The organism is Acutalibacter sp. JLR.KK004 (assembly GCF_036941085.1).
Classification (GTDB): domain Bacteria; phylum Bacillota; class Clostridia; order Oscillospirales; family Acutalibacteraceae; genus Acutalibacter.
On sequence record NZ_JAYMNQ010000003.1, the window covers coordinates 286,108 to 306,162 of the forward strand.

Annotated in this window: 17 protein-coding genes; 5 read left to right on the top strand and 12 right to left on the bottom strand. The window is 56.6% G+C overall.

Annotation, left to right across the window (positions count from 1 at the left end; translation table 11 throughout):
- Window positions 1-108 precede the first annotated feature (108 nt).
- A complete protein-coding gene (locus VSQ30_RS19115) occupies window positions 109-1,290 on the bottom strand; it encodes a phosphopentomutase (protein WP_334466598.1) in 1,182 nt (393 codons plus the stop codon).
- 293 nt (window positions 1,291-1,583) lie between these two features.
- On the opposite strand from VSQ30_RS19115, the gene VSQ30_RS19120 reads away from it, so the two are divergent.
- The 4 genes from VSQ30_RS19120 (at window position 1,584) to VSQ30_RS19135 (ending at window position 5,513) form a co-directional block, all read left to right on the top strand.
- Complete coding sequence (locus VSQ30_RS19120; RefSeq protein WP_334466600.1) at window positions 1,584-2,339, top strand: sugar phosphate isomerase/epimerase family protein; 756 nt, start codon at window positions 1,584-1,586, stop codon at window positions 2,337-2,339.
- Between the two features lie 32 nt (window positions 2,340-2,371).
- Window positions 2,372-2,653: an ACT domain-containing protein gene (locus VSQ30_RS19125; protein WP_237076351.1), complete on the top strand. Its 282-nt coding sequence runs from the start codon at window positions 2,372-2,374 to the stop codon at window positions 2,651-2,653.
- A gap of 28 nt (window positions 2,654-2,681) precedes the next feature.
- Window positions 2,682-4,040, top strand: coding sequence for a PFL family protein (locus VSQ30_RS19130; protein WP_334466604.1), 1,359 nt, complete (start codon window positions 2,682-2,684; stop codon window positions 4,038-4,040).
- Window positions 4,041-4,313: 273 nt separating this feature from the next.
- Entirely contained in the window at window positions 4,314-5,513 is a 1,200-nt protein-coding gene (locus tag VSQ30_RS19135; protein WP_334466607.1) for an L-serine ammonia-lyase, read from the top strand.
- Between the two features lie 68 nt (window positions 5,514-5,581).
- Here the strand turns inward: VSQ30_RS19135 and VSQ30_RS19140 are convergent, their stop codons facing one another.
- The 11 genes from VSQ30_RS19140 to VSQ30_RS19190 form a co-directional block, all read right to left on the bottom strand.
- Window positions 5,582-5,824, bottom strand: coding sequence for an acyl carrier protein (locus VSQ30_RS19140; RefSeq protein WP_160643598.1), 243 nt, complete (start codon window positions 5,822-5,824; stop codon window positions 5,582-5,584).
- A 32-nt stretch (window positions 5,825-5,856) separates the two neighbouring features.
- Entirely contained in the window at window positions 5,857-7,647 is a 1,791-nt protein-coding gene (locus VSQ30_RS19145) for an HAD-IIIC family phosphatase (RefSeq protein ID WP_334466612.1), read from the bottom strand.
- Window positions 7,648-7,747: 100 nt separating this feature from the next.
- Window positions 7,748-9,841, bottom strand: coding sequence for a DHHW family protein (locus VSQ30_RS19150; protein ID WP_334466614.1), 2,094 nt, complete (start codon window positions 9,839-9,841; stop codon window positions 7,748-7,750).
- A 182-nt stretch (window positions 9,842-10,023) separates the two neighbouring features.
- Complete coding sequence (locus VSQ30_RS19155) at window positions 10,024-11,445, bottom strand: MBOAT family O-acyltransferase (protein ID WP_334466616.1); 1,422 nt, start codon at window positions 11,443-11,445, stop codon at window positions 10,024-10,026.
- Between the two features lie 114 nt (window positions 11,446-11,559).
- Entirely contained in the window at window positions 11,560-12,462 is a 903-nt protein-coding gene (locus VSQ30_RS19160; protein WP_334466619.1) for a TPM domain-containing protein, read from the bottom strand.
- Between the two features lie 432 nt (window positions 12,463-12,894).
- Window positions 12,895-13,770 carry a CBS domain-containing protein gene (locus VSQ30_RS19165; RefSeq protein WP_334466621.1) on the bottom strand — a complete coding sequence of 292 codons (876 nt, stop codon included), beginning with the start codon at window positions 13,768-13,770 and terminating at the stop codon, window positions 12,895-12,897.
- Window positions 13,770-14,687 (bottom strand): alpha/beta hydrolase, encoded by a 918-nt coding sequence (locus VSQ30_RS19170; RefSeq protein ID WP_334466624.1) that lies wholly within the window; start codon window positions 14,685-14,687, stop codon window positions 13,770-13,772. The genes VSQ30_RS19165 and VSQ30_RS19170 overlap by 1 nt, the downstream gene beginning before the upstream one ends.
- Window positions 14,688-14,701: 14 nt before the next feature.
- The gene (locus tag VSQ30_RS19175) at window positions 14,702-15,325 is read right to left on the bottom strand and encodes a hypothetical protein (RefSeq protein ID WP_334466627.1); all 624 of its coding nucleotides are present in this window, start codon (window positions 15,323-15,325) and stop codon (window positions 14,702-14,704) included.
- Window positions 15,326-15,341: 16 nt separating this feature from the next.
- Window positions 15,342-16,046 carry a hypothetical protein gene (locus VSQ30_RS19180; protein ID WP_334466630.1) on the bottom strand — a complete coding sequence of 235 codons (705 nt, stop codon included), beginning with the start codon at window positions 16,044-16,046 and terminating at the stop codon, window positions 15,342-15,344.
- Between the two features lie 130 nt (window positions 16,047-16,176).
- Window positions 16,177-17,394 carry a GNAT family N-acetyltransferase gene (locus VSQ30_RS19185; protein WP_334466633.1) on the bottom strand — a complete coding sequence of 406 codons (1,218 nt, stop codon included), beginning with the start codon at window positions 17,392-17,394 and terminating at the stop codon, window positions 16,177-16,179.
- A gap of 154 nt (window positions 17,395-17,548) precedes the next feature.
- Window positions 17,549-18,280 carry a histidine phosphatase family protein gene (locus tag VSQ30_RS19190; protein ID WP_334466636.1) on the bottom strand — a complete coding sequence of 244 codons (732 nt, stop codon included), beginning with the start codon at window positions 18,278-18,280 and terminating at the stop codon, window positions 17,549-17,551.
- 862 nt (window positions 18,281-19,142) lie between these two features.
- Between VSQ30_RS19190 and VSQ30_RS19195 the strand changes: the two genes are divergently transcribed.
- Entirely contained in the window at window positions 19,143-19,877 is a 735-nt protein-coding gene (locus tag VSQ30_RS19195) for a helix-turn-helix domain-containing protein (RefSeq protein ID WP_237076349.1), read from the top strand.
- Window positions 19,878-20,055 lie beyond the last annotated feature (178 nt).

Genomic DNA, 20,055 nt, shown 5'->3' on the forward strand with positions numbered 1-20,055 from the left:
GCCTTTTCCATTGATCTTCTTTTGCTTTTCTCATATCTTCCTTATTCTTTCACAAAATGTTTGCCTTGGACACTCCCCAGAAAACAGGGGGCAGAGTGGAGGAAAGTTTTACTGCGCCAGCATTTCCTCAATGGGTGTTCCCACACAGCCTGCGGGCAGGGCGACGCCGAAAAGCCCGCAGACGGTAGCGCCCAGGTCGGCAAAGGTATCCCTGTCTTTCAGGCGGGCAGGCCCTATTCCCGGCGACCAGCACAGCAGGGGCACCTGCTCCCGGGTATGGTCGGTGCCTGTGTGGGTGGGATCGTTCCCATGGTCTGCAGTGATGAAAAGCCTGTCCTCCCTGCCCAGCAGGGGCAGCAGTTTTCCCAGCTTTTCGTCAAAGCGCTCCAGCTCCCGGGCGTAGCCATCGGGATTGCGGCGGTGGCCCCAGAGAGCGTCAAAGTCTACCAGGTTCACAAAGCAAAGGCCATGGAAATCCTCCTGGGCGATTGTAATGGCCTGCTCCATGCCATGAACGCTGCTTTCGGAATGATGTGACTTGGTGATGCCCTGGCCTGCAAAAATATCGCTGATTTTCCCCACACTGATAACCTCCAGGCCAGCTTCCTTTAAGGCATCCAGGACAGTGGGGCCAAAGGGAGGCACAGCATAGTCGTGGCGGTTGGCTGTGCGCTTAAACTGCCCCGGGGCCTTGCCCACATAGGGGCGGGCAATTACCCGTCCCACCTTCCAAGGCTCCTCCAAGGTGAGCGCCCGGGCAATTTCGCAGCAGCGGTACAGTTCCGCAAGGCCCATAGTTTCCTCGCTGCCGCAGATTTGCAGCACAGAGTCTGCCGAGGTATAGACAATCAGCTCCCCTGTTTCCAACTGCCGGGGGGCCAGCTCGTCTAAAATGGCGGTGCCGCTTGCCGCCTTGTTGCCGATGATCCCCCGGCCGGTGCGCCGGGAAAGCTCTTTCAGCAGTTCTTCCGGGAAGCCCGTTTCCGTAAAGGTGCGGAAGGGGGCGGTGGTGCGCAGGCCCATCATTTCCCAGTGGCCTGTCATGGTGTCCTTCCCGGCGCTCAGCTCGTTCATGCGCAGAACCTTCCCGGAAAATTTTTCCGGGACAGGGGTGCCCGGCAGCGGGCAGATTTCTCCCATGCCCAGTTCTAACAGATGGGGGATATGCAGCGGCCCTGCCTTTTCGCTGATATGCCCTAAAGTGTTGGCTCCCGCGTCGCCATAGGCAGGGGCGTCCGCCATGGCGCCCACGCCCAGGGAATCCAGAACAATTACAAAAACACGCCGCATAAATTAGACCTCCCATGGTTTTCAGGTTTTATGCCCATTATACCGCAAACCGGGAAGCAAGGCAACCGCCGCTTTTATTCTGTTTGACTGCCTGCTTCTACCATGGTATAATAACCGCAAAGCGGTTATTATACTTGATTTAAATGTGTCCCGCCTTAGCCTTTCCTTCAGTCGGGCAGGCGATGGACACAATACCAACGCGCTTCGCGCTTATGGTATACTAGCCGCAGAAGCCGCAAAGCACTTCAGGTAAAAGAACCGCAGAGACGCCAAAAGCCAAAGGAGGCATTTTCATGACAATCGGCGCACAGCTTTTTACATTACGCACATATACCCAGACCCCGGAGGATTTGGATTATTCCCTGGGAAAAGTGGCTGAAATGGGCTATGAAACCGTTCAGATCTCCGCTATCGGGCCGATTCCCGCCCAGACAGTGCGGGAACTCTGCGACAAGCACAGCCTTCAGATTGTCCTCACCCACACAGACCCAGGCCGCATCCTCCGCGACACAGAGGCGGTGATAAAAGAGCACGAGGCAATGGGCTGCAAGTATATCGGCATTGGCATGATGCCGGAGAAGTACAGGCATCCGGAGTGGCTTTGGCGCTTTGCGGAGGACTATAAGGAGCCTGCCAGAAAGATTGCGGCGGCCGGGATGCTTTTAATGTATCACAACCACAACCTGGAGTTCCAGAAGTTTGGCGGCAGGCTGGTGCTGGAAACCCTCCTGGAAAGCTTCTCCCCGGAAGAGATGGGCATTACCCTGGACACCTACTGGGTGCAGATGGGCGGCGGGGATGTGTGCGATTGGCTGAAGGCCCTGAAAGGGCGCATTCCCTGCGTACACCTGAAGGACATGGCTGTGCGGGGCATGGAGCCTGTGATGGCCCCGGTGGGGGAGGGAAACCTTCCCTGGCAGAAAATTCTGGAGGTTTTACAGGCACAGGGCGGCACAGAGCACCTGCTGGTGGAGCAGGATATCTGCGAGGGAAGCCCCTTTGACTGTTTGGAGCAGAGCCTGAAAAACCTGCGGGCCTTGGGCATCTGAATGCCGAATACACTGAAGGAAGGATGCGCGATATGGAAAAAATGGAAAAGGCGGTTATCACCGTTATCGGCAAGGACATGGTGGGAATCCTGGCAAAGGTTACAGCCCTGTGCGCGGAAAAGGGCATGAATGTGCTGGAGGTTACCCAGTCTATTTTACAGGATTTATTCGTGATGGTCATGCTGGTGGACATCACAGGGGCTGCGGCAGGCGTGGCGGAGCTGGCAGATATTTTCGACGATCTGGGAGCCAAAATGGATTTGAAGATACACATTATGCACGAGGACATCTTTAATTCTATGCACAGGATTTAATTCCTGCAGCCGCGTGAGGGGGATTTTTTTGAACACGAAGGAAATTTTAGAAACCATCAACATGATAGACAACGAGGACTTGGACGTGCGCACTATCACCATGGGCATTTCCCTTTTAGACTGCATCCATCCGGACGGGGAGAAGGCGGCACAGGCCATCTATGATAAAATTTGCCGCTATGCCGAAAGGCTGGTGCAGACCGGGGAGGACATCAGCCGCCAGTACGGCATCCCCATTATCAACAAGCGGATTTCCGTCACCCCCATTGCCATGGTGGCGGGAGCCTGCCCTGCCATGTCCCCGGTGCGCTTTGCCAAGGCTCTGGACAGCGCCGCACACAGCGTGGGGGTAAACTTTATTGGGGGATATTCGGCCCTGGTACACAAGGGCTTTGGGCCTGGGGACTATGCCCTCATTGAGAGCATCCCCGAGGCTTTGTCCGAAACAGAGCTGGTGTGCTCTTCTGTAAACGTAGGCACCACCAAGGCGGGCATTAACATGGACGCGGTGAAAAAGATGGGCCGGGTGGTGAAAGAGACGGCAGAGCGTACCGCTGACCGGGAGTGCATTGGCGCGGCTAAGCTGGTGGTGTTTTGCAACGCGCCGGAGGACAACCCCTTTATGGCGGGAGCCTTCCATGGCCCCGGAGAGCCGGACTGCGTGATAAACGTGGGGGTTTCCGGGCCAGGGGTGGTGCGGGCTGCCATCAAGAAGGAAGGGGACGGAAAGAGCCTGACGGAAATTGCCGAGCTGATTAAACGCACAGCCTTTAAAATTACCCGCATGGGACAGCTTGTAGCCCAGGAGGCCTCCCGGCGGCTGTGCGTGCCCTTTGGCATTGTGGACCTGTCTTTGGCCCCCACTCCGGCTATTGGCGACAGCGTGGCCTATATTCTGGAGGCCATGGGCCTTTCCCAATGCGGCGCCCACGGCACCACAGCGGCCCTGGCCCTTTTAAACGACGCGGTGAAAAAGGGCGGCGTGATGGCTTCTTCCAGCGTGGGCGGGCTTTCCGGGGCCTTTATCCCGGTGACAGAGGACGCGGGCATGATAGAGGCTGCCCGCAGCGGCTGCCTGACCCTCACGAAGCTGGAGGCCATGACGGCGGTGTGCTCCGTAGGCCTTGACATGATCTGCATTCCCGGAGACACCTCTCCGGAAATCATCTCCGGCATTATTGCAGACGAAGCGGCTATCGGCATGGTCAATTCCAAAACCACTGCTGTGCGGGTAATCCCCGCTGTGGGAAAGCAGGCCGGAGAGGAGCTGGACTTCGGCGGGCTTTTGGGCATGGGGCCGATTATGGACATAAACCCCGCCTCCCCTCTGGAATTCATCAGCCGGGGCGGCAGAATCCCCGCTCCCCTGCAGAGCCTAAAGAACTAGCCAACGTGACGTTGGATCCGGGACGCGGGCAACGCGGGCGGAAGGGGGCCGCCGTGAAAAGAATTTTCACGGCTTACGCAGGCCATCGCGTGCCCGGGGTGCTCCCGAGGCAGTTTTAGAATCAAATCCCTTTTCAAAAGGATTTGCAAAGGCTTGGGGGTGAGCGTCTGCCTGCGGCCATACGTTCGCGCTTTGCGCGAGCGTTTGCAAGCATGCGAACCGACCGAGCTGGCAGGCGAGACAAGCCCCAAGTTCTAAAAAAAGGTGAAAAGTATGGAATCTTTACGCGAATTATACAGGATAGGCCGGGGGCCTTCCAGCTCCCACACCATGGGGCCAAGCTTTGCGGCCCAGCGCTTTAAGGAGGCACATCCAGAAGCAGACGGCTTCCGGGTGACCCTTTACGGTTCCCTTGCCAAAACAGGCAAAGGGCACCTTACCGATACGGCTGTGGCAGAGGCTTTAGCCCCTCTGCCAGCGGAAATTATTTTTGACATGGAGACAGAGGAACTGCCCCACCCCAACACCATGGATCTGGAAGCCCTCCAGGGCGGGAAGCTCCTGGGCCGCTGGCGGGTGTACAGTGTGGGCGGGGGGAAAATTACAATAGAGGGCCAGCCCGCCGCTGATCCGCCCCACGTGTACCCCCTCGGAAGCTTTGCCGGGATTAAGGACTACTGCCGGGAAAAAGACATGTTCTTGTGGCAGTATGCAGAGGAATGCGAAGGGCCGGAAATCTGGGATTACCTCTCGGAAGTGTGGGAGGTGATGAAGGAGGCCGTATACCGGGGCATCCGCAAGGACGGGGAGCTAAAAGGCGGCCTGGGGGTGCGGCGCAAGGCCATGTACCTCAACCGCCAGCGCCACATGGACGAAAGCAAGGAAACCCGGGAAAACCGGAAGGTTTGCGCTTATGCCTTTGCTGTCAGCGAGGAAAACGCCGGGGGCGGCACCATTGTCACAGCCCCCACCTGCGGGGCCTGCGGCGTGCTGCCTGCTGTGCTGCTCTATAAGCAGGAGCAGATGGGCTTTTCCGACCGGGATGTTTTAAAGGGCCTTGCCGCTGCCGGGATTATCGGCAACGTGATAAAGACCAACGCCTCCATCAGCGGGGCGGAATGCGGCTGCCAGGCGGAAATCGGCAGCGCCTGCTCCATGGCGGCGGCAGGGCTGGCAGAGCTGTACCACATGGATTTGGATCAGATTGAATATGCCGCCGAGGTGGCCATGGAGCACCACCTGGGCCTCACCTGCGATCCCATCGGGGGTCTGGTGCAGATTCCCTGCATTGAGCGCAACGCCGTTGCCGCCATGCGGGCCATCAATGCCCTGAGCCTTGCAAACTTCCTCACCTACACCCGGAAAATCTCCTTTGACGTGGTGGTGAAAACCATGTATGAAACAGGGCGGGATCTGTTCAGCAAATACAGAGAGACAAGCGAGGGCGGCCTTGCCAAGATGTACAGGCAGTAGCGCCTTTCATATGGAAAAATGAAAAGCCGGTACGGGAAAGCCCGTACCGGCTTTTCTATACTTTTCTATTACCGCGCCCGCTCCTGGATGATACCTGCCATTTCCCCCACGTTTTTCATGGAGGAAATCTCCTTCATTTTAAATTTCATGCGGAATTCCCGCTCCACAGCGGAAATCAGGGTGATGTGCTCCAGGCTGTCCCAGTCCTCAATATCGTCCGCGGTGGTCTGGGGGGTCAGGCGGATGGAGGGGTCGTCGAACACCTCCTGAAACACCTTGTTAAGCCTTGCAAAAATTTCTCTGCCGTCCATATTCTGTGCCGTCCTTTCTCTGTTTTTCTATGTTATTCCACAGGGTTCCCTGTGACTGCAATGACCTTGCATTTCGGCGCGTAGCTGCCTGTTTCCAGCTCCCACACAGTGCTGCCGTCAGGCTCCTCGGCTGTTTTCTTAAAGCCGAAGCTTTCATAAAGGCCTTTTACCATGCCGTTTTTCGGGGTGGGGTAATAAAACCCGCGAAGGGTTTTCAGGCCCTGCTCCCGGCAGCGCTCTGCAAGCCTGTCCAGCATGGCAAGTTCCATGTCCCGCTTGAGCACCCGGCAGCTCATCAGCCACAGCTCAATGTCCAAAGCCTCCCCGTTTTTCCTGCCGATTACCACCGACACCACCCCGTTGTCCCCGAACTTGTCCACAAGCTTCCCGTACAGGCGGATGTAATCCGGGCTGTTATACACAGCCTCCATCTCTTCCGTCGTAAAGCGCCTGGTGGTCAGGTTAAACTGGTTGCTTTTGTTGGTAAGCTGGGTGATGCGCGTGAGGTATACGGGCAGGAAATCGTCTATCACAGCGTGCATCTGAAGGCTTCTGAGATATTCCCCGTAGTCTCCAAAGGAGGCCTGCTGGGCAGCCCGCAAAGCGTTTGCCTTATACATCTCGCCCCGCTTCAAATCGTCCTGGCTGAAGGTGGTGGTTTCAAAGCACCCGCTCCGGTCAATGGCGGCAATATAATTTTCCACGCCCTCCAATTCCGGGACAAGGACGCCCGGCACTTGGGCCTGCACGATTTCCCGCTCCGCAGGGTTGTCGTCGGCAAACACGATAGATTCTGGCAGCAGATCCAAAGCGGCGGCAGTTTCCCGGATATTCCTGTCCTTATTCTCCCAGTTTGCTTTTATGAGGGTGAAATCCTCCGGGCGCAGGGCGCCTTCCGGGTGGCTCAGGCCGGCCAGGGCATTTTCTTCCTCGTTTTTCGAGCATACGGTCAGCAGAATGCCTAAGTCCTTTAGCTGCTTTACATAGCTTTGGAACTCATAATAAGACTGCGCCACGCCGGTTTCCTGGCCGATTTCAATGCCTTCCACCCCGTCATCCCCTACGACGCCGCCCCAGAGGGTGTTGTCCAGATCCAGGGCCAGCACCTTCTTGTTTTTGCCGAACAGGGATTTGATGATGTTCGCCACGCTGAAGGCAAAGGCCGGGATGGCCTCAAAGCACATGGCGTATTTATACATGTTCCAGCAGGCCGGATCCGCCCAGCGCCGCAGGCCGAAGTCGGCGGCAAGGTAATCCGTGTCGTTGAGAAAGAAGCCCTGGTGCTCTGCGGCATACTGGGCAAAGGCCCCGTTAAGCCGGGCGGTGAAATGAGTGCGCCCATGGATGTCCCAAGCGTCCCGGTTGCCTAAAAGCCGGAAAAAGGGCTTTTCAAAGTTGTTCTGGATAATGGGGCAGCGGAATCGCTTTTCCAGGCTCTCCCACATGGCCTGGAACCGCCCCAGCTCCGCTGCGAGTTTCTCCTCCACTTGCTGGTCAGAATCCCGCACTGTGGGCCAGTTTTCAATATTGCGCCCGGTGGTGTGAATCCAGATGATGTCCGGCTGAAAGCTGGCAAGGGATTCTGGGGGAAACATGGCGTCCTGGAAATATTGGGCATACTCCGACTCATAAAACACAGGCTCTATGCCCGCGTCCAGCAGGAAAAGCTCCAGGGTTTTCACTAAGTCGCTGGTGGTGGATCCGCCCAGCACCGCAATCTTTTTTCGGAGCCTTGGCCCCTCCTGGGCTTCCAGCGCCCGTTTCAGCGCCTTGCGTTTGCGGATAATAACCCCCGGATCAAAGGGATAAATAAGCTCCTGCATATTGTCTGCCCCTTTCTGAGGGCCTGCTCCCGGTTTCCGGCAGAAGGCCCCCGGTTTCTCATGGTCATATTATATAGGATGCCCGGCCTTTGCGCAAGCCTCAGGGCTGCTTGTCCACAATGGTTTCCCCGGCGTTTTGGGTGAGCAGGTTTTCCAGGTTGTCTGCCTGACTGCCCACCAGGGAATAGGCGGACATGGTAAAGAGCACGTCGGTAATCTCCATGTCATTGATAAAGCTTATCAGGTTCCGCTGCAGGTAGCGCATATCCACCACATAAATCTGCTCAAAAGAGCCGGTGAAGAAAGGCACTGTAGCGTTGCCGTAGCTGTCCTTTACAATCAGGAGCCTGCGCCCGTTTTCCACCTGGGTATCGGTCTTGACAATATAGTTGTCGCCTCCCAGGTAGTAGCTGTAGGCATCGGAGCCGCTTGCGCCTTCGGCAAAGAGATTGTCGTCATCCCACTGGAACTCATAGCTGGTGTCGTAATAGGCGGAAGTGTATTCTGCGCCGGGGGTGTAGTAGACAAAATCCTCCGGATCATTCAGCAGGTCGGAAGAGCCTGTGTAGGCATACATGGAGCCTACAAAGCCTTCCATTTTGCCGGGGGTATAGGTGTTGATGTCAGGGAAAGGCACGTCTGCTGCTTCCGCAAAGGTTTTTGCCGCGTAATAAGCGCCCAGGGGCTGCCAGTGATGGTCGGTGCGGCAGTAAATCGGCTCGTCCACATGCTTGGAAAGCACCGGGCAGATGTTAATGGCGTGGATGCCTTTGTTCAGCTTGCTGTGTACCTTGTCAAAGCAGTCCGACTGGCTGGTGGAATACTCCTGGAAGTTGCTGGGCAGGTAGAACTCGCAGGCCAAAGGCGCGGGCATAGACCAGATGGACACGCGATCCCCTACCTGGTCATACAGGCTGTTCAGGCTTTGGGCATAATTGTCCCCGCTGCCGCCGCCGAAAAGTTCCAGGCCCCGGAAGTGCCCGCCCTGCTTGATGACAATCAGGCCGTTTTCCGTCATGTTCCCTTCGGCTTCCTGCTCGGTAAACTTATTGACGCTGGGTTCCACCCCGTCCATGCGCCGGCCTGCCGCCCCGGCCAGGGCTTTTGCCAGGGCCTGGGTCTGCTGCACGTCCGGCTCTGCCTGTGAGACGGAGGAAGCGCTGCTTTCCTGCTGGGAGGAGATGGGCGCGGAGGGTGCGTCTGGCTGGGACGGTTCTTTCTTCTGGCCCACTTTGTTTACTGTGCCTACAAATTCCACAGAATCCTCTGACTTGGGCAGGCCAAAGACTGCCTTGAAATTGTTCCCCAGGTTTTTCAGGCTGTCCCGCATGGGCACCGTATCGTCATAAAAGTTTGCCACCCCGGCAGTAAACTCCCCAGAGAAATAGCTTTCCAGGGAAAACTGGGGCAATACTGCCAGCTCCCGTTTCTCAATTTTCGATACGGTAGACCGGGGCAGTATCACCATCAGAAGGGTGGTAAGCCCGAAAGAAAAGGTGAGTATAAACAATACCACCAGTGAAAGGCGCTTTTCCAGCAAATCCCGCTTGTCCATCTTTTTCCGCCTGGCGCGGGGGCGCTCATCTGGAGCCGGCGGATCGGCTGGCTGCTGTGCCTGGGGTGCATAGGGCCTTAACGTCTCCTCCTCAGCAGTGTACCGGGTTTGAGAGGTATAGGGCCTTAGCGGCTCTTCCTCAGCAGTGTACCGGGTTTGGGAGGTATAGGGCCTTAGCGGCTCTTCCTCAGCAGTGTACCGGGTTTGAGAGGTATAGGGCCTTAGCGGCTCTTCCTCAGAAGTGTACCGGGTTTGAGAGGTATAGGGCCTTAGCGGCTCCTCCCCGGCAGTGTACCGGGTTTGGGAGGTATAGGGCCTTAGCTGCTCTTCCTCAGCAGTGTACCGGGTCTGGGAGGTATAGGGCCTTAGAGTCTCCTCCCCGGCAGTGTACCGGGCTTGGGAGGTATAGGGCCTTAGCGGCTCTTCCTCAGAAGTGTACCGGGTTTGGGAGGTATAGGGCTTTGGCGGTTCTGCACCGCCCTGCTTTGCCGCTGCCCGGGATTCCCACTCCCGCCTCACAACAGCCCGGGCCTGCTGCTCATAACGGGCCTGCCAGTCCCCGCCGGTTTCCGGGGGCTGGGATCCGGCAGCGTGCCGGGGCTTTTTGCGGTAGTCCATGCCGTGGTATCTTCCATCCATATCTGCTTCCTCCTTTCCTTAGGGCATGTTCACATAAGCTGAGTATATGAATTTTCGAGCAAAATTTTGCAGGATTCAAGGCGAAAACCGCAAGAAAACCTGTCGGTTTTCGAGGATTTTCAACACAGAAGCCTGTAAAATTTGCCGAAAAAGCATGTGCTTTGGCTTAATGTGAACATGCCCTAGAACCGCCAATACAGGAACACGTTGTTGGTGGAATCCACCAGTAAAATACTGACTATTGCCAGCAGGCCCAGGCATCCCAGGACACCCCCAATCCGCCCGGCAGCGTACAGACCGTCGCTTTTGCTTTCCAGAAAGAAAGCCTTTATCTTAGGCAGCACCGGCAGGCTGAAAACAATGGCGCCTGACACCAGGAAAAGGTTGTTCAAAAAAGAAGCCCAGGTGATGGGGTCAAAGAAAGGCGCGCTGTTTATCAGCATACTTGCGCCGGAAATGTTCAGGAAAAACTGGCCCAACTGGCCTAAATCCTCAAAATAGAAAATGCCAAAGCCGATGATGATAACCAGCTTGCTGTATATATGTTTCCACCACAGGGGCCAGTTTTTGATGCGCTTTTTTCCCAGCTTCTGCTCGAAGAAAATGAAGAATCCAAAGTACAGCCCCCAGATGATGTAATTCCAGGCCGCGCCATGCCATACGCCGGTGGAGAACCACACCAGAAACAAGCTGACATACTTCCGGTTCTGCCCGAAAATGGGCACGTACAGCAGATAGTCCCGGAAAAAGGAGCCAAGGGAAATGTGCCATCTCTGCCAGAATTCCGCAATGGTCTTGCAGGCAAAGGGGTGGCGGAAGTTTTCGTCAAAGTGGAAGCCGAACATGCGGCCCAGGCCAATGGCAATATCCGAGTAGCCGCTGAAATCGAAGTATACATACAGGGAGTAAACGATGACGGTGTACCAAGTGCCTAGTACGGAAAGGCCCGTAATGTCTGTCCCGAAAAAGGTGTCTACAATAGCCCAAAGGTTGTTGGCGATAATCACCTTTTTGGCAAGGCCCACAATGGCCCGCAAAGCGCCCTCGCACAGATCTGTGGCAGTGACAGAGCGGTTGCTTATCTCTTCTTCCACTACGCTGTAACGCACAATCGGCCCGGCAATGAGCTGCGGGAACAGGGACAGATACAGCAGGAAGCGGGTATACCTTTTCTGCACCTGCACGTTTTCCCAGTAGCAGTCCAGCAGGTAGGAAATTGCCTGGAAAGTGAAAAAGCTGATGCCAATGGGCAGGCGTATCTGGGGCACAGGCAGGCCCAGATGGGTGAGGGCATTGAGGTTTTCCACCAGGAAGGCGCTGTATTTGAACACCACCAGCAGCAGGATGTCTATGGTGACCCCTGTGGCCACAGCCGCCTTTCCGGCCCCGGTGTCCCGGTGCTTTTCAATGACCAGCCCCATAAACCAGTTCAAAAAGGAACTGAACAGCAGCAGGCACACCCACAGCGGCTCGCCCCAGGCATAAAAAATCACAGAAAAGGCTATCAGCACGCCGTTTTTCGCGGGTAGGCTCCGCGCCAGCAGGTAGCAAAGCAGGCACAGGGGTAAAAACACATATATGAAAAAGAGATCGGCAAATACCATGGTTCCAGCTCCTTGCTTGTTTTTACAAAAGCCGCCCGGACAGGGGGCGGGAAGTAAGCAAACATTTATTTAACAAAAAAGAATATTCTTCTCATGTGCCGGGAGGCAGCAGGTTCACAGGCGCCTGTTCCGGCTGGATCGCTGATCCCGGTATACCCCGGTGGAACGGCTTCCGGCCTTGATCTGTACGGCAGGGCGGGTTTCCTGGCGCATTACGCTGGAACGGGCCGGCCTTATGGTGGGGTTATGCCGGTGTACTGTCCGCCTGCGCCTGCGGGAAAGCTGCCTGCTGCGGACAAAAAAAGCAGCCATGCAGCCCAGCAGTATAACCCCGAACAGGATGCCCACCCACAAAAGCGCCAAACTGCCGGTATTGTCCTTTTGGCCCAGCTTTACGGTAGAAGCCGCGTTCTCTTCAGGCTGGGAGGCAGCCGCAGGGAAAAGTTCCGGGCGGGCGGCGCAATAGGACTCTGCCTTATCTGCTGCCACCGCAAAAAATTTGGAAACAGCGGTGTCATAAGATTTTGCCGCAAAATCTGGCTCCACATGCGCATCCAAAAGGTTTTTCAGGGCCTCGGCAGTAAATTCCTCCTGCAGGGCCGTACCCGCTACCGCCAGGTAGTCCTCGTCTGACACAGACAGGGCCAGAACAAGCCAGCGGTTCCCGCCTGCCTGCCAGCTTTCCATCACAGTGCGCAGGTAGCTTACCCGCTGGGAAAAACCTGTGTAAGGCAGGGCGTCTGTTGTGTAAACTACAAGCTGCACACCGTATTTTTCCAGCAAGGCAGCGTTTTTCTCTTTTATAGTCCCCTTTGTCCCTTCGCTGAGCAAAGCGGCTTCGTCATAGATGCAGCTTTCTGCCGGAGGCTGGGGGATGGACGGGCCGGAGGAGGCTTGTCCAGATTCCGCTGCCAGAGCCGCTGTCCCGGGGAGCCAGCACCAAAAGACATATAACGACAAAAAAATCGTGAAAAAAGGCGGCAGAATCCGCCGCTGTTTCCCCTTTACCCCTGGCACAGCTCCATCCTCCTTGCTTTTCCAGGCTCCCCTGCCACATATGTGTCCCGCACCCCATTGGAAGCCCCTCTGAAAACAGCAAAACCAAGGCTTGCAGGAAAGTGTAGAATCTTGTAAGCCTTTAGAACTTGCTTCGCTTTATATAAGTTTACCACGTACCCCGTAAAATATCAAGTGGCAATTAGGGGGGTTGAACAGGAAATAGAAGCGGGAAAGAATTAGTAATAAAGTACACTTTTTTGTAAAAAATAAGAGGTTTTTTTAATATTTAAACGAGAGGATTCATTCTGCAAAGAGGCTCCGGAACTTGACCGGAGCCTCTTTGCGTGGGCATATGAAAAAAGGGCGGCACAGCCTATAAGAAAACGCCTTTGAAACCCAGCAAACGCCGGATTCCAAAGGCGCAAACAGCAAAGCTCTGCCAGCCTTTTTTCAGTCTAAGTTTCCCAGCACGTCCCAGGGGGTGAGCACTCCCAGAAGCTTCTGATCCTGCCGCCCCTGCTCTGTGATGAAAATCACAGAAACCCGCTGGTTGCGGCCCTTAACCTTTTCAAACATTTCCCGTACAGTCAGGTAGCTGGTGTCCCTGGCTACAAATTCATAGTTCTCCGCGTGCTTTTCCACAGATATGTAGTCCCGCAGGTCGCCAATGGTAGTGTCCGGGGTGATGCCCTCCCCCCGGCTTCCCAGCAGGTAGCGCATGATCACGCCGGAGCTGAACACACCCAAAAACGTCCCGTTGTTCATAACCGGGATGTGGGAAAAGCCGTTTTTGTCCATAACCTCCATCACCCGCATCACCTTCTGGTGGGTGGAGGCCTTCATGACCTGCTCTCCTTTTGTAGCAAATTCCAGGGCCAGGGGCGGCTTGCGCACAAAATCCAGGATTTCCTGCATGGCCTCCATCAGGGGGACGGAAGGCTCTGCCACCGGGATGCCTTTCAGGTTGGCGTTGTGCGTCAGAAGGTTGCGCAGTTCCCGGCACACATTCAGCTTATCCCGGATAGGCGCGCTTTCCGGATCCTTGGTAAACTCGAACACCACGCTGGAGCATTTCCGCCGGGCATGGCGGTATTTGTCCTCCAGCTCATCCTCCAGTTGTTTGTACATGTCTAAAAATGCGTGTACCTTTGTCCCAGACCATTCCACATTTTCACCCCCAAGTCGGCTTTCCTCCGGGCCGGGGCCAGCGGAGGAGGGGCTGCCCTGCTTGCAGGTTTTCCTTGGGCGGGGCGTCCCTTTCTTCCCGTATTTCTCTGCCGCCCGCTTTGGCTGCCGGCCAGAGCGGCCCGCACCGCGCCTGCTCATCAGAGCAGCCCCTGCAGCCAGCCCAGCAGGTCGGCATACACCTGCTCTTTGTCCTTTTCGTTCAGGATCTCATGGCGCATACCGGGATACAGCTTTAAGCCCACCTGCTTCACCCCGGCTTCCCGCAGCCAGCTTGCAACCTGTTTGGGGCCTTCCCCGTAGCTGCCCACAGGGTCCTCCTCTCCCGCCACCAGGAATATGGGCAGGTTTTGGGGCACCCGGGCCGCCCACTGGGGGGAGGTTATCTCCGCAAGGCCTGTAAAGAGGTCGTAATACCCGGAAGCTGTGAAGGGGAAGCCGCACATGGCGTCTGCGGCAAAGTCCAGGCACACCTGATCTACTGTAGACAGCCATGCCGCGGAATTTACCGGGTTCTTTATGCGGCTGTTGTAGCTGCCTGTGGCAATTTTATCCAGCAGCCTGCCTGCGGACTTAGGCCCCCGCAGCCTGCACTGCATAGCCGCCAGGGCTTTGCCGGCCCTGATGCCGGGGTTTTCCCCCATGGTGCCGCACAGGATGCAGCCGGAAAGCCTCTCCCCATAGCGGGCCAGGTAAGACCGGGACAGGAAAGATCCCATGCTGTGGCCCAGCAGGAACAGGGGCAGGCCGGGATGTTCCCCGGCGGCCTCGTCCATCAGGGCGTTTAAATCCTGCACCACATGCTCCCAGCCGTTCCGGGCGGCAAAATACCCCTGCTGCCGGGCAGACATGCCATGGCCTGCGTGGTCGTTGGCGCAGACGGCAAAGCCGTTTGCCGCCAGGAACCGGGCAAAGCGATCATACCGCCCGCTGTGCTCCGCCATGCCGTGGACAAGCTGTATCACCGCCCTGGGGGATTCCCCTGTCCAACTGCGGGAGAAAATCTCCCCTTCTCCGGAGCTTGCCGGGCGCGTCCATTCCTTATAGGCTGTCGTCATGGCTGTTCCTCCTTTTACTGGTTGCCTCCCGACCAGTCCACGTCATACGTCCGCTCTACAATAAACTTGGTCATCTTGCCTGTGGAAATGTCGAAATTCAGATCGTACTTATAGTCTAACCCGTAATGCAGCCACATAACCTCATCCCCTGTCCAGTCGGGATATTTTTCCCCGGCCATGTCCCGGGTCCACTGGGTGACGGGCACGCCGTCAAAGCTGATTTCCTCCAGCACAGATTCGTCCTCTTCCCCATACAGTTGGAACTCCAGCCGGGCTATTACGGCCTGGCCCAGGGGGGCGGCTTCCTCTGTGGCAAAGGAGATGTGGGCGAAAAGGGAATCGCTTATCCAAATGCTGCCGCCGGTGTAGTAGGAATTTTCCTCCAGCGTGGTGCTGGGGTCTACCTCTATCTGCTCATAGTTTTCATCTGACCAGGTGACCTTGAAGCCCTTGTCCAGCAGGGCCTGCACAGTGGTTTCCCCCACCCGTATCTCAGTCCCGCTCAGGGTGATGGGATACAGGGTTTCCTCCGGCTTTTCCTCTTCTCCCCCCGAACAGGCGCCCAGCCCGCACAGAACCAGCAATAGGGCCAAGGCCAGCCCCAGCAAACGGATTCCAGTGTTTTTCCTTGTTTTCATAGCGTTCACTCTCTCCTTATATTTCATCTTTGTTAAGCAGTGCCTGGGCCTTGGGGCAGCGCGCGCGGATAAGTGCGTAGGCCTGCTCCAACTGCTTGGCGTTTTCCAGGTAAATGGAAGGGCTGCTGTCCTTAGCGGCAAAGGCTGTGCCGTCCCGGTATTCCACCACCAGGGAAACGCCTGTCCCCAGGCTTTGGCGCACGCGGGTGCTGCCTACCGTATAGCCCACCCGGGTATGTTCCTCCCGGGCGTGCAGGCCTTTCATGTCCGCCACCCGGAACACCTGGCAGCCTAAGTCCCTGAAATACAGCCAGTATTCCGGGCCAACCGTAAGCCGGGCAGGGTATTTGTCTGTCAGGCGGTTTGCAAAGCCCGCCTTCCCGCACTGGGGGGCCTGGCTGGCAAAGCCCGCCTGATCCTGGGGGGATAAGGCGCCCAGGGCCTTTTCATAGGAAGCCCGCACCTTTTTCATGGATACGCCGCGGCTCTGCAGCCAGAAGCACAGCCAGATAAACAGGGCAAGCCCCACGCCCACAGGCAGGTGCAGCCGCAGCACATAACTCCACTCCGCGCCCACCAGGAATCCCAGCGCCACCATCCCCGCCACGCATAAGAACATCCACAGGGGCACTTTTTTCATGGTGCCGCTGTTAAATTCCTTCATGTCCTCTGCAAAGTCCTGCATTTCGGCGTCCAGCCAGCGCTTAACATCATTTCCCATACGAACCTCTATCCCTTTCTAAGCAGTTTTGCCGGGAAGGCCTTACAGGCTGTTCCAGCTTCTGTTAAAATTATACACTTTTTTTCAGTGGATTGCAAGGCAGGAAAGGTTTCCGCCCCTTTTTCTCTGCTTAGAAAAGCTCTGTAACATGGCAGGGCTTGGGATAGAACACCTGGGCGAGAGGGGCGGCAGGATTTTCCACCTTTACCTGGGGCATCCAGCGCAGCGCTTCCACACTGTGAACGCCGCACAGCAGCGCGCCCAGTTCCCCTGTTCCCAGGCGGATATCCGGCTTTTCCTGCACGCGCTCCACCTGGTTTTCCGTCCCTTCCCGGAAGGAAAGGCGGAACACAGCATTGTTTTCCTCCAGCAGGGGATCGGCTGCCTCCAGGGTTAAAACCCCGTCCCCCTTGCAGGCGCACAGGCCCAGCAGCTTTTCCACGTTTATGGCCCGCACCATGCCGTTAAAGAAGCTTTCCCGCTTCATATGGGCGCATTCCGGCAGCAAAGGGGCCGCTGCCGCCCAGGCTGGAAGGGCAAAACGCACCGTTTTGAAATTGGAAAGGAAAGCCCGGCGGATAAAGCTTAGCAGGGCCTGGAAGCCCCGGGCATCCCGGAACAGGAAGCCGTTGCGGGCGCTGAAATCTGTGCGCATGTCCAGCGTATCCCCGTCCCGCCCGGCAATGCAGAAGGCGCCTGGCTCTCCCTTTTCATCTTCCCATAGATAGATGTAACGCTTTTCCTTCAGCAGATCCTTTTCCAGAAGCTCCTTGTCATAAGCTTCCCGCAGGACAGACAGGTTGCATTCCTGGTAAAAGGCATTGTACACCGCCAGCAAGGGGGCTAAATCCTCCCCGGGGAAAAGCTGGCGCACCCGCCCCCCAAAGTCTCCCTGGGGCAAGTCTCCCATGGGCACCTCCCACAAGCGGCTTTCCACGCCGTTTGCATAGCCGAATTTCTGATAATACCCTGTGCTGAAGGGGTACAGGGCGGAGAGCGCGTCTCCATGACGATATAAGCCCCTCAGCGCCTCCTGCATACAGGCCCGCACCGCGCCGCCCCGGCGGTTTGCCGGCAGGCTGGCAACGCCGCCCACGCCTCCCAGGCCCACCACGTGCCCGTCAAACCGGGCCTGGAAATGGCTCGTCACCAGGCAGGCGCAAGGGGATTCCCCCTCCCCGAAGGCTGCCCAGTAGTCGGCGCTTTTTTCATAGGCAGCATCCTCGCTAAAGCTGCCTGCTTTGCACTTTTCCTTTTCCTCTGCCAGATCGAAGCTTCCCTCAAAGGCTACCGCCTGAACCAGCCGGGCCTGCCAAAGCTCCTCTGGGCGCAGTTTTCTCACCAGCATTTTTGCCACCTGGCTGCGGGATAAGCCCCGCAGCTCCTTTCTTAAGTAAAATATGTGTTTCATAGCCTGCCGGCGCGGTTCCAATGCGCCCGCATGGAACCGGCAGCAGCCAGAATTTTAAATGCGCTTACTATACCATCCCTGCCGCCGGAAGTCAAGAGCCTGCCTCCGGGGAAAGCCCTTTCCCATAAGCCCGCTCTGCCGCTTCCCGGGCCAGATCCAGCACCAGGTGATCTGCTCCTCCCTCCCCGGCGCCCTGGGGCAGGGTGGCAAACACCTCCATCACCTGCCCGCGCATCCACAGCCCTGGGGTAATGCGCAGGGAATAGCCGCAGCCTGGCTGGCACATCCAATCATAAAAGGGGGCCTGGGGCAGGCCGTAGGCGGCCAGCAGCGCGGTGAGCACCCCGGCAGGGGCGCAGAGCGCCGCCGACACAGCAGACTGCTGGGGCGAGCTTTGGCCCTGGGCCATCAGGTTCTGCACAAGCATTTCAAAGCCCCTGCACACCCGCTGGACAAATACCGGGCTGCTCTCTCCCTCCGGAGGCGCAGACTGCCCGCCTCCTTCCATCCATTGGCGGAAACGGGGATCGTGCTGCAACTCTTGGGCGGTTTTGTTTTCCCATTGGCCGAAATCGCATTCCGCCAGCTCCAGCACCACCTCCGGATCAGCCTCCGGGTAAAGGATTTTCAGGGTGTCCACGCAGCGGGTGGAGGGGCTGGCAAAAAAGCGGCTGGCCTGCGGGTATGGGTGTTCCCGCTTCATGCGGGCCAGCCGGACAATGGACTCTGTGGCAAGGGGCGAATCTGTCCGCCCGATGTAGCGCCCCTCCAGGTTCCCCTCGCAGGGCATGTTCCGGATAAAATGGATGATATAAGATTTCATGGCAGATACCGCAGGATACGGGGCTTATGCAAAAAGAAATCAGAAATTTCTCTTAGGGCTTGTTTGAAAAATCGCAAACACCGTCTTTTTGTCCAAAACAGGCGTTTCCTGTGTTGGAAATCCTCGACAGGCGACAGCCTGTCTTGCGGTTTCCGCCTTGAAAACCACCTTGTTTTGTCTTAAAAATCCGGCACTTTCTCTATTTTCAAACAAGCCCTAAGCCCGGTATCGTTCCTTTCTTTTATAGTTTTACACGCTTTTCCCTCATATAGCATTCCTGTAAAAAAATCACGCAAATTTTAGAAAATAGGAAAAATATATTATCCTTTTATTTCTGTCCGCGCTGTTCCAAAAAGTGAGGAAAACACAGGCTTTTTTTAGAAAAAAAGCCTGCTTATTTCTCGGAAGAAGATATAGAAAAGCGGATTGTACAAAAAATAAGTGTAGAATTATGCAGAATTTACACTTTACATTGTATTTCTCCTGTCCTATAATTAAATACACAAGCGTCTGGGTTTTCTATCCTCTTAGGATAGGCGGCCCGGCTCAAGGGCCTGTTCTGCGAACAGGGAAACGGCCGGATTTTTGCTCAAGGCATGGGGGCGTATGATTTAAGAACCCGCCTGCCTGGGGCGAAAAGGCGGCGCCCGCAGCTTTTCAAAACAAGCCCCAAACCCCATGGCTTACTTTTATCTTTCCTATCAAAATCATAAATCCAAGCAGGGACAAGGGCGCCGGAAGGCGGCGTTTTCAGCCTCTGTGTACGTGCGCGGCCTGTGGCGGGCCGGTGCGCGCCAGACCAGCGAGGTAGAGGTAGATGAAGATGAATTTGAACCGCGACTTTCCCAGGATACTTACCTTATTGCGAAAAGAAAAAGGGCTTAGCCAGAAGCAGGCCGCCCAAGATCTCACCATCCCCCAGGCGCTTTTGTCCCACTATGAAAAGGGCATACGGGAGCCGGGGCTGGAGTTTGTGGTGCGGGCCGCCAGGTATTACGGCGTTTCCTGCGACTACCTGCTGGGCTGCACCCCCCACCGCAGCGGCGCGGTTATTGCCGTACAGGATCTGCCCGGCAGGCCTGTGGGCAGGCCCCGGAAGCACCATGCCTTGGCGGAGTACCACCAGCGGGTGCTTGCAGGCTCTATACATATTGTATTCGCTCTGCTGAAAAAAATCAATAACGAAACCCTGACGCGGGAGGTTTCCACCTTCCTTTCCGCCGCCGTATACCGGGCTTTCCGCGTGCTGTATTCTGCCGGCCCCCGGAACCCCCAGGGGCTTTTCTCCCTGGACAGGGGGCTGTTCACTGCCTCTGTGGAGGCGGGCATGGTGCTGTCTATGGCAAAGAGCAGGTGCCTTCTCAACGGCGAATCGGTAAACGGCAGGCAGGGCGTGGCAAAGGAGGATATTCCGGCCCTGTCCCCCGGCCTTCTGGAGGAGGAGTTCCCCCAGCACGCCCCTGCCCTGTTCGATCTCATCCACCGCACCGAGCAGGCCATGCAGCCAGAGCGGGAAAGCCTGTACACTGTGCGCAGCCAGCAGCCCGGCAGCCCTTATGCGGCAGGGGAGGACGTGCAGAAGACAGCAGACCAATAGGGCAGGGCCAAAAGGCTTTCGCGCCTTTGCGGTGAAAAAACCAACATACGGAAAAAAGTCTGTCATTTCTCGGGAGATTGTGCTATACTAGAGAAAGGACAGGTTTTTTTGCGCCTGCAAACATGCCCGCCCGGTTCCCTGCCCGCTTATTTGCGCAGGGGCATGGCTCTGGGACGGG

What these genes read in the sequence shown, in the direction of transcription:
- VSQ30_RS19115 (WP_334466598.1), bottom strand. Translation starts at nt 1,290, where the DNA reads ATGCGGCGTGTTTTTGTAATTGTTCTGGATTCCCTGGGCGTGGGCGCC.
- VSQ30_RS19120 (WP_334466600.1), top strand. Translation starts at nt 1,584, where the DNA reads ATGACAATCGGCGCACAGCTTTTTACATTACGCACATATACCCAGACC.
- VSQ30_RS19125 (WP_237076351.1), top strand. Translation starts at nt 2,372, where the DNA reads ATGGAAAAAATGGAAAAGGCGGTTATCACCGTTATCGGCAAGGACATG.
- VSQ30_RS19135 (WP_334466607.1), top strand. Translation starts at nt 4,314, where the DNA reads ATGGAATCTTTACGCGAATTATACAGGATAGGCCGGGGGCCTTCCAGC.
- VSQ30_RS19140 (WP_160643598.1), bottom strand. Translation starts at nt 5,824, where the DNA reads ATGGACGGCAGAGAAATTTTTGCAAGGCTTAACAAGGTGTTTCAGGAG.
- VSQ30_RS19145 (WP_334466612.1), bottom strand. Translation starts at nt 7,647, where the DNA reads ATGCAGGAGCTTATTTATCCCTTTGATCCGGGGGTTATTATCCGCAAA.
- VSQ30_RS19150 (WP_334466614.1), bottom strand. Translation starts at nt 9,841, where the DNA reads ATGGATGGAAGATACCACGGCATGGACTACCGCAAAAAGCCCCGGCAC.
- VSQ30_RS19155 (WP_334466616.1), bottom strand. Translation starts at nt 11,445, where the DNA reads ATGGTATTTGCCGATCTCTTTTTCATATATGTGTTTTTACCCCTGTGC.
- VSQ30_RS19165 (WP_334466621.1), bottom strand. Translation starts at nt 13,770, where the DNA reads ATGAGCAGGCGCGGTGCGGGCCGCTCTGGCCGGCAGCCAAAGCGGGCG.
- VSQ30_RS19170 (WP_334466624.1), bottom strand. Translation starts at nt 14,687, where the DNA reads ATGACGACAGCCTATAAGGAATGGACGCGCCCGGCAAGCTCCGGAGAA.
- VSQ30_RS19175 (WP_334466627.1), bottom strand. Translation starts at nt 15,325, where the DNA reads ATGAAAACAAGGAAAAACACTGGAATCCGTTTGCTGGGGCTGGCCTTG.
- VSQ30_RS19180 (WP_334466630.1), bottom strand. Translation starts at nt 16,046, where the DNA reads ATGGGAAATGATGTTAAGCGCTGGCTGGACGCCGAAATGCAGGACTTT.
- VSQ30_RS19185 (WP_334466633.1), bottom strand. Translation starts at nt 17,394, where the DNA reads ATGCTGGTGAGAAAACTGCGCCCAGAGGAGCTTTGGCAGGCCCGGCTG.
- VSQ30_RS19190 (WP_334466636.1), bottom strand. Translation starts at nt 18,280, where the DNA reads ATGAAATCTTATATCATCCATTTTATCCGGAACATGCCCTGCGAGGGG.